At 59.1% G+C, this 7161-nt stretch carries 5 protein-coding genes, 1 tRNA gene and 1 pseudogene; 5 read left to right on the top strand and 2 right to left on the bottom strand.

The genetic code is table 11. The annotated features are described in order from the left end of the window. Positions 1-86 precede the first annotated feature (86 nt). Entirely contained in the window at positions 87-1091 is a 1005-nt protein-coding gene (locus AC07XF_RS28585; protein ID WP_495029194.1) for an NADP-dependent oxidoreductase, read from the bottom strand. A gap of 236 nt (positions 1092-1327) precedes the next feature. Between AC07XF_RS28585 and AC07XF_RS28590 the strand changes: the two genes are divergently transcribed. The 4 genes and pseudogenes from AC07XF_RS28590 (at position 1328) to AC07XF_RS28605 (ending at position 5808) form a co-directional block, all read left to right on the top strand. Continuing rightward, a complete protein-coding gene (locus AC07XF_RS28590) occupies positions 1328-2089 on the top strand; it encodes an SDR family oxidoreductase (RefSeq protein WP_495029195.1) in 762 nt (253 codons plus the stop codon). A gap of 260 nt (positions 2090-2349) precedes the next feature. Next, entirely contained in the window at positions 2350-3735 is a 1386-nt protein-coding gene (locus AC07XF_RS28595; RefSeq protein ID WP_495029196.1) for an aminotransferase-like domain-containing protein, read from the top strand. Positions 3736-4722: 987 nt separating this feature from the next. Continuing rightward, positions 4723-4947: pseudogene (locus tag AC07XF_RS28600) on the top strand (HAMP domain-containing protein); the annotation flags it as partial. Further along, on the top strand, positions 4945-5808 hold the full coding sequence (locus tag AC07XF_RS28605) for a methyl-accepting chemotaxis protein (RefSeq protein WP_495029198.1): 864 nt from the start codon (positions 4945-4947) through the stop codon (positions 5806-5808). The pseudogene AC07XF_RS28600 and the gene AC07XF_RS28605, both read left to right, overlap by 3 nt. Positions 5809-5944: 136 nt before the next feature. Here the strand turns inward: AC07XF_RS28605 and AC07XF_RS28610 are convergent, their stop codons facing one another. Next, on the bottom strand, positions 5945-6703 hold the full coding sequence (locus tag AC07XF_RS28610; protein WP_495029197.1) for a hypothetical protein: 759 nt from the start codon (positions 6701-6703) through the stop codon (positions 5945-5947). Between the two features lie 384 nt (positions 6704-7087). Between AC07XF_RS28610 and AC07XF_RS28615 the strand changes: the two genes are divergently transcribed. After that, positions 7088-7160: transfer RNA gene (locus AC07XF_RS28615), tRNA-Glu, on the top strand. Position 7161: the final 1 nt, after the last annotated feature.

Here is a 7161-nt window from a genome sequence, read left to right on the forward strand (position 1 = left end):
CGAATACGGTGTGTCAGTCAACATTGATGTCGGCTGACACACCGTATTCGCGAGCAAGCCCGCTCCCACATTGGTTTGTGGTTGCCTTAGATCTTCAACACCAACTTCCCGAAATTCTCGCCGTTGAACAATTTCATCAGCGTCTCCGGGAAAGTCTCCAGTCCTTCGACGATGTCTTCCTTGCTCTTGAGCTGCCCCTTGGCCATCCAGCCGGCCATTTCCTGTGCGGCGCTGGCGTACTGGGCGGCGTAGTCCATCACCACAAAACCTTCCATGCGCGCGCGGTTGACCAGCAGCGACAGGTAATTGGCCGGGCCCTTGACCGCTTCCTTGTTGTTGTACTGGCTGATGGCGCCGCAAATCACTACCCGTGCCTTCATGTTCAGACGGCTCAGTACCGCGTCGAGAATGTCGCCACCCACGTTATCGAAATACACGTCGACGCCTTTCGGGCACTCGCGCTTGAGGCCGGCGAGGACGTCTTCGCTCTTGTAGTCGATAGCGCCATCGAAACCCAGTTCATCGATCAGGAACTTGCACTTGTCGGCGCCGCCGGCGATGCCAACCACCCGGCACCCTTTGATCTTGGCGATCTGCCCGGCAATGCTGCCCACGGCGCCAGCCGCGCCCGACAGCACCACGGTGTCACCGGCCTTTGGAGCACCGACGTCGAGCAGGGCGAAGTAAGCGGTCATCCCGGTCATGCCCAGTGCAGACAAGTAACGCGGGAGGGGGGCCAGTTTCGGATCAACCTTATAGAAGCCTCGCGGCTCGCCGAGGAAGTAATCCTGAACGCCGATGGCGCCATTGACGTAGTCACCCACGGCGAACCCGGGGTTGCTCGAGGCGACGACTTTGCCCACACCCAATGCGCGCATGACTTCGCCGAGCCCGACCGGCGGGATGTAGGACTTGCCTTCGTTCATCCAGCCACGCATGGCCGGATCCAGGGACAGGTATTCGTTTTTGACCAGGATCTGACCCGCCGCCGGCTCGCCGACCGGCACTTGCTGATAAGTGAATGTCTCGCGGGTCGCCGCGCCGACCGGACGTTTGGCGAGCAGGAATTGGCGATTGGTCTGGGAGGTCATGGCAGGCACTCAGGATGTAATGAAGCTTTGTTGATAGCCGGTCAGCGACGATGCCGCAAGTTCGGCTGATGCGGCGAATGCACGTTGATCCAGTGCAGTGATAGTTGGTACGGCAGTTCCATCACTGCAACTCATGGGCGCCCAACCGGAGTCTTGATAGTGCTGCCGTGTTCAACATCTCCATGGCTAGACTGGTCCAACGCGATTCCCCGCTTTCTTCTCTCGAGGACATAACAATGAGCATGACGTTTTCCGGCCAGGTGGTTGTGGTGACAGGCGGGGCGGCCGGTATTGGCCGCGCGACCGCCCAGGCATTTGCCGCCGAGGGCCTGAAAGTAGTGGTGGCCGATATGGACGCGGCGGGCGGCGAGGGCACGGTGGCGCTGATTCGTACGGCCGGTGGCGAAGCGACCTTCGTGCGCTGCAACGTTACCCTGGAAAGCGATGTAAAAAATCTGATGGATGAGGTGATCAATGCGTACGGTCGCCTCGACTATGCCTTCAACAATGCCGGCATCGAAATCGAGAAAGGCAAACTGGCCGAAGGCACGCTCGACGAGTTCGACGCGATCATGGGCGTCAACGTCAAAGGCGTCTGGTTGTGCATGAAATACCAGTTGCCGTTGCTGCTGGCGCAGGGGGGCGGCGCGATCGTCAATACGGCATCGGTGGCTGGCCTTGGGGCTGCGCCGAAAATGAGCATCTATGCAGCTTCTAAACATGCGGTGATCGGCCTGACGAAGTCGGCGGCCATTGAATACGCCAAGAAAAAGATCCGGGTCAACGCAGTGTGCCCGGCGGTGATCGACACAGATATGTTCCGTCGCGCTTATGAAGCCGACCCGAAAAAAGGCGAGTTCGCCAACGCCATGCACCCGGTAGGTCGCATCGGCAAAGTCGAGGAGATCGCCAGCGCGGTGTTGTACCTGTGCAGCGATGGCGCTGCGTTCACCACAGGGCACTCACTGGCTGTGGACGGTGGCGTTACCGCGTTTTAAAACGACGCACCGATACTGAATACATGCGGAACCTGTGGGAGCGGGCTTGCTCGCGAAGAGGGCGTGTCAGTCGACATATTAATGATTGATCCACCGCATTCGCGAGCAAGCCCGCTCCCACAGTTTTTTTCTTCCACAAAGGGACCGGGCAATGTGTTTCAAATGATTAGAACCTAGGGTTTTGGCGGCGTTGTCGCACATGCCTGCGAAGGCTCCTGTGATTAACTGCTTCTCGCAAAACCACAGGAGTTTGCTTGCTCATGGAATTGAGAATCGACCGACAGGCGCTGGTGCCCGTCGTACAGCAAATTGTTGATGCGCTGACGTGCTGGCTTCATTCCAGCGGGGTATCGCCCGGTACTCGCCTGCCATCGGTGCGACTGATCGCACGGAACAATTTGCTCAGTCAGTTAAGCGTCGCCCAGGCCTGCGAACGCCTGGTCACACAAGGGATGCTGGTGTCACGTCATGGGGCGGGCTATGCGGTTGCCAACCCGGCATTGGCCGCGGGTTCAAGGCACGAGCCAGCGTGGTTCGAGGGGGCTGAGCCCGAGCACGGGGGCCGTTCGAGTGAGTTGAAGCTGGGCTGTGGCGGGCTGCCCGAAAGCTGGCGCGAGACAGACGATCTGAGTTATGCAATTCGGCAAGTCAGTCGCACCGACACGGCCAGTCTGTTCAACTACAGCACGCCGCTGGGTTTGCCAGCCTTGCGACAACAGATCCTCAAGCGCCTCAGGCAACTGGATATCCCGGCACAGGACAACCGGATCATGACCACGGCGGGTGCCAGTCAAGGGCTCGACCTGATCGTGCGGACACTGTTCAAGGCGGGTGACTGTGTGGTCGTGGAGAGTCCCGGTTATCCGGTGCTGTTCGATCTGCTCAGGCTGCACGGTATCCACATGGTCGAGGTGCCGAGAACACCGCGCGGGCCGGACGTGGACGTGCTCGAATCGGTGCTGGTCAAACACCGGCCTCAAGGGTTGTTCATCAATAGCTTCTTTCACAACCCGACCGGCAGCAGCCTTGCGCCGGTGATGGCGCGTCGCGTGCTGCAACTGGCCAAAGCGCATGGCGTGCAGGTGATCGAAGACGACGTATATGCGGATTTGCACAGCGGTTCCGGTACGCGACTGGCTGCGCTGGACGACAACGTGATCTATGTGGGCAGTTATTCCAAGACCCTCAGCAGTTCCTTGCGGGTCGGCTTCGTGGTGGCCGCTGCCGAAATTATTACGCGTCTGGCCGAGGTCAAGATGATCAGCGGCATGGGCGCCTCGCGATTTTGCGAGTCGGTGCTGGCGTGCCTGTTGGCTAACGGTGCCTACCGCAAACTGGTGCAGCGTCAGCGCCAACGCCTGAACAGCGACCGGCTGGCGGTGTTGCAACTGCTCGAAGATGCCGAATGGGAGGTTTTCGGCAAGCCGGCGGGGGGACTGTTCATTTGGGCGCGGTCACTAGTGTCAGACTACGATCAGGTGCGGGCCCAGGCACGGCGACTGGGTGTACTGCTGTCATCGAAGACCGCCTTCAACCCTTCGGGTGAGGCCAGTGACTGGCAGCGTATCAACGTGGCCTATGCCTGCGACCCGCGTGCCCGTGCGTTCTTTCAGGCCACTGCCCGGGATCGACCTCAAGCGTTCTGAAAACGACGTTGGCGTAGCTTTTTGCCATTATTCCGGCGCCAGAGCCTTGTGTTGCCACTGGCCCGTTGCGAATCTGCGCCTACAGACTTTGGCAGGGGACTAAGTGCAATGATTTCGGCCGTGCAAGGACGTTTTGCCAACCTCGGTATGGCGAAAAAACTGGGTATCGGGTTTGTCCTGGTGCTGTTGCTGACTGCGCTGGTGGCGGGCATTGGCGTGTGGTCCCTGCAAACCATCAGCCAGCGCTTCGACGGCCTCAAGCAAATGTCATCGCTCAACAGCGGTTTGCTCAAGGTGCGGCTACTGGAGCAGGAATACGCCTTGCACGGCAATTCGAAAACCGTCGATGCCCTGCACGAGGGTGTCGATGGCTTGATCGCCCTGGCCGGCCAACTCAAGGCCGCGTCTGCGGCCAACGTGCCGGTGATGAATGATGTCGAGCAGTCCCTGGGTGCCTATCGCAAGGCCTTCGACGAGTTTGTCTCGCTCAGCCAGGCCAAGGACCTGGCGCTGGAAATGGCCAGTTGGTCGGTGTCCAGCGTGGCCAACAATCTTGATGTCTTGCAATCCGGGCTCGCCGATGACGGCGCCTATGCGCTGAAAGATTCCGAAGGCAAGGACGGTGCGCAATTCATCGAGCAGGCCAGCCAGGTCAGCCAGGTTTCACGCTTGATGCTGCAAGCCATGAATGAAGCTCGTGTGCGTCTGGATCAAAGCCGCAAAGGTGACGACAGCGCGGGGCAGGGCAAGATCGAGCAGGCCAGCCAGGCATTGGCCCAGGCAGAGCAGCTCAAGACCACGGTCAAGGATGAGGGCTACCAGACCGTCCTCAATGAGGTGACGGGCCATATCGCCAGTTTCAGTGACAAGCTCGCCGAGTACACCGGCCTGCTGGAACAGGAAAAAACCGTCTATCAACAATTGCATCAACGCGCTGCCCAAGTGGTTGAACGGGTGGATCAGGCTTATGGCGCTGAAGACCAGTCGATGCAGGCTGAACTGAAAAAGAACTCGTTGCTGATCATTGGCTCTTCCGCCCTGGCCTTGCTGGTTGGGCTGGTTGCTGCGTGGTTCATCACCCGGTTGATCGTGGCACCGCTGCGCAGTGTGATTCATGTGGCGCAACAGATTGCCTCAGGGGATTTGAGTGCGACCATTGACGTGACCCGCCGTGACGAAATCGGCCAGTTGATGCAGGCAATGCAGCAAATGGGCGCGGGGCTCAGCCATATAGTCAGCGGCTTGCAGTCGGGGATCGAGCAGTTGGCGACTTCCGCCCAATCGCTGTCGACGGTGACTGAACAGACCAATCTCGAAGTCAGCACGCAGAAAGAGGAAACCGAACAGGTCGCCACCGCAATGAATCAGATGACGGCCACAGTGCATGATGTCGCACGCAATGCGGAAGAAGCGGCCCAGGCCGCGCAAACGGCTGACGGCAAGGTTGAGAGTGGCCAGCAGGTGGTGCGCCAGAGCATGGCGCGGATTGAGCAGTTGGCGGATTCGGCCAACTCGGCCAGTTCGAGCATTGAAAGCCTGAGTGCGGAAATCCAGAACATCGGCACGGTTTTGAGTGTGATCAAAAGCGTGGCGGAGCAGACCAACCTGCTGGCATTGAACGCGGCGATCGAGGCGGCGCGGGCTGGCGAACAGGGCAGGGGCTTTGCGGTGGTGGCCGATGAAGTGCGGGCGTTGGCCAAGCGAACCCAGCAATCGACCGAGGAAATCGAACGCCTGGTCAGCGCCTTGCGCTCGGCAGCGCAGTCGTCGGTGCAACAGATTCAGAGCAGTGGCGAGTTGGTGAAGCTGGCGGTCAGCGATGCCTTGCAGACCGAGAGTGCGCTGGGAAGTATTGCGGCGGCGGTATCGTTGATCCAGCAGATGAACCAGCAGATCGCTGCGGCTGCCGAGGAGCAGAGCTCGGTGGCCGAGGAGATCAACCGCAGTGTCACCAGCATTCGCGCCAGTGCCGATCAGTCATCGCTGGCGATGCAGGGCAATGCAGCGTCCAGTATTCAGTTGGCGCAACTGGGGGTTGAACTGAAGGGGATGGTGGGGCATTTCAGGCTTTGAAATGATTTCGATTAAAGCTTCCTGTAGGAGCGAGCTTGCTCGCGATGGTCGCAAGAGATAACGCGCGTTTACTGGTTGAACGCGGCGATCTGGAGTCCATCGCGAGCAAGCTCGCTCCTACAGTGGTTTTCGCCGGTCAGTCGTAGATCGCTTTCTTTTTCCAGTCCGCGTCGGCCTCGACGTCTTTGAGGCCTTCGGTCAACTGGTTGACTTCGCCTTCGACCGGCGCGATGCGATCCATGACCTGGTCATTGGCGCGAGCCAGGAGTTTTTCCAGGTATTCCAGTTGCTCGGCGTAGACCTGTGGCTCCTGTTGTTTGCGCAGGTATTGCACGCCGCGCTCGAATGCCAGGCGAGCCTGCCCGGGCTGGTTCTGTTGCAGGGAATGCTGGCCGAGGTTGTTGAAGAACTCGATGTGCAGCAACACCAGGATATGGCGCACTTCACGGATCCAGCGTTTGGCTTCATTGGGGGGCAGGAAGCCGTCCTGTGCCGCGCGGGTAATCTGGCCGTGCAGGGCTTCGAGCAGGAAGCGTACATCCTTGGCCTTGGCTTCGGTCTGGATCGGTGCTGGCGGATTGTTGACCGGGATGGATTGACCCTGGCCGACAAGAGCCTCCAGTTCGGCGATCCGTGCCTTGAGGTTGGCGCTGGATTTTTCCAGGTTAAGCAGGCGCTGGCAGACATTCAGTTCCAGGCGGGCCAACAGCAGCTTGAGCGCTGGAGTCATCAGCTGGCCCGGGAACGTCTCGGTGATTTCGCCGCAACGTCGCAGGCGATCGTTGAGCTCAATCTTGGTACGGGCCTTTTCCAGCTTGTTGTTTTCCGCCACATGGTTCATGTAGCCAATGGCGATCAACAGTGCGATCCCGGCTACGACTAGCAGGGTGATCATGAGTGGCGTCACCGGTAAGACCTCTTTATAGGTTACGCATGCGAGTCTGGTGGTTGGCATTTGAGCGCCCAGGTCCGCACGACGGGTTGGATCGGACATGCTTGTACTTATATCGGCCGGAGCCCCGCTTCTATAAATGATGGCACTCGATATACAGATTGCCATCATCCGGTGGACTATAACGTCTTGGCGGATGCCAGAATATAGGCGTCAAACGCCGGGCAGCGGAAAAACCGCAATGGCGCCCAAAAGCAGGGCGAAGTCATTGATTTAAATAAATTTATATCAGGGGGTTGACGACCTCTCAATCCATCCATAGAATGCGCGCCACTTGCAGCGTAAAGCACACAGCGAAACGCGGCAGGGAGTGAATGTAGTACGTGTGTCCCCTTCGTCTAGTGGCCTAGGACACCGCCCTTTCACGGCGGTAACAGGGGTTCGAGTCCCCTAGGGGACGC

The sequence above is a fragment of the Pseudomonas sp. GW821-FHT01C01 genome (assembly GCF_059422645.1).